This window comes from Halomonas sp. IOP_31, assembly GCF_021151495.1.
In the GTDB taxonomy this organism is placed as follows: domain Bacteria; phylum Pseudomonadota; class Gammaproteobacteria; order Pseudomonadales; family Halomonadaceae; genus Modicisalibacter; species Modicisalibacter zincidurans.
Genome location: NZ_JAIRBP010000075.1, coordinates 1 through 1,898 on the forward strand (window position 1 = coordinate 1; position 1,898 = coordinate 1,898).

Annotated in this window: 1 rRNA gene; it reads right to left on the reverse strand. The window is 56.8% G+C overall.

Features of this window, described 5'->3' with window-relative positions:
- Positions 1-127: 127 nt before the first annotated feature.
- A 16S ribosomal RNA gene (locus tag K7I12_RS17315) occupies positions 128-1,682 on the reverse strand.
- Positions 1,683-1,898: the final 216 nt, after the last annotated feature.

The following is a 1,898-nucleotide window of genomic DNA, read 5'->3' on the forward strand; positions in this document are numbered from 1 at the left end:
GGGGTGCGCTCTAACCAACTGAGCTACAGACCCAATGGTCACGCTGGGTCTCAACCCAAACAGTCGTTGCTCTGGCCGATCAGGTAATTCATTGTGAGCGCTTGACCGAACGCGATGACGCGTCGATTAAGGAGGTGATCCAGCCGCAGGTTCCCCTACGGCTACCTTGTTACGACTTCACCCCAGTCATGAACCACACCGTGGTGATCGCTCTCCCGAAGGTTAAGCTAACCACTTCTGGTGCAGTCCACTCCCATGGTGTGACGGGCGGTGTGTACAAGGCCCGGGAACGTATTCACCGTGACATTCTGATTCACGATTACTAGCGATTCCGACTTCACGGAGTCGAGTTGCAGACTCCGATCCGGACTGAGACCGGCTTTATGAGATTGGCGCCCCCTCGCGGGATGGCAACCCTTTGTACCGGCCATTGTAGCACGTGTGTAGCCCTACCCGTAAGGGCCATGATGACTTGACGTCGTCCCCACCTTCCTCCGGTTTGTCACCGGCAGTCTCCTTAGAGTTCCCGACGTTACTCGCTGGCAAATAAGGACAAGGGTTGCGCTCGTTACGGGACTTAACCCAACATTTCACAACACGAGCTGACGACAGCCATGCAGCACCTGTCTCTGCGCTCCCGAAGGCACCCCGCCGTCTCCGGTGGGTTCGCAGGATGTCAAGGGTAGGTAAGGTTCTTCGCGTTGCATCGAATTAAACCACATGCTCCACCGCTTGTGCGGGCCCCCGTCAATTCATTTGAGTTTTAACCTTGCGGCCGTACTCCCCAGGCGGTCGACTTATCGCGTTAACTGCGCCACCAAGTCCTCAAGGGACCCAACGGCTAGTCGACATCGTTTACGGCATGGACTACCAGGGTATCTAATCCTGTTTGCTACCCATGCTTTCGCACCTCAGCGTCAGTGTCAGTCCAGAAGGCCGCCTTCGCCACTGGTATTCCTCCCGATCTCTACGCATTTCACCGCTACACCGGGAATTCTACCTTCCTCTCCTGCACTCTAGCCAACCAGTTCCGGATGCCATTCCCAGGTTGAGCCCGGGGCTTTCACAACCGGCTTACTTGGCCGCCTACGCGCGCTTTACGCCCAGTAATTCCGATTAACGCTCGCACCCTCCGTATTACCGCGGCTGCTGGCACGGAGTTAGCCGGTGCTTCTTCTGTGGGTGATGTCGTCCCTGGCGGGTATTGACCGCCAGGCCTTCTTCCCCACTGAAAGTGCTTTACAACCCGAAAGCCTTCTTCACACACGCGGCATGGCTGGATCAGGCTTGCGCCCATTGTCCAATATTCCCCACTGCTGCCTCCCGTAGGAGTCCGGGCCGTGTCTCAGTCCCGGTGTGGCTGATCATCCTCTCAGACCAGCTACGGATCGTCGCCTTGGTGAGCCGTTACCTCACCAACCAGCTAATCCGACATAGGCTCATCCAATCGCGCGAGGTCCCCATTCCGAAGAACACGAAGCCCCCGCTTTCTCCCGTAGGACGTATGCGGTATTAGCCTGGGTTTCCCCAGGTTATCCCCCACGACTGGGCAGATTCCTATGCATTACTCACCCGTCCGCCGCTCGTCGGCATCCAGCAAGCTGGACCCGTTACCGCTCGACTTGCATGTGTTAAGCCTGCCGCCAGCGTTCAATCTGAGCCATGATCAAACTCTTCAGTTTAAAATCACAAGTCCGTTAAGCGGACCAAACTTGGCTCAAGGGTCAAACGTTCTCAAAAAAGATCCGAGGATCTCTGACGAGTCGCTTGCCTTGATATCGCGTGACTTGTCACCGCGTATCGGGCAAGCGCCCACATGAATTACCTGATCGATTGTTAAAGAGCGTCTCGCTGTGCCGTCGCGCCACCGGGTGGCTCGCCAGCGCCCTGCGAGGAAG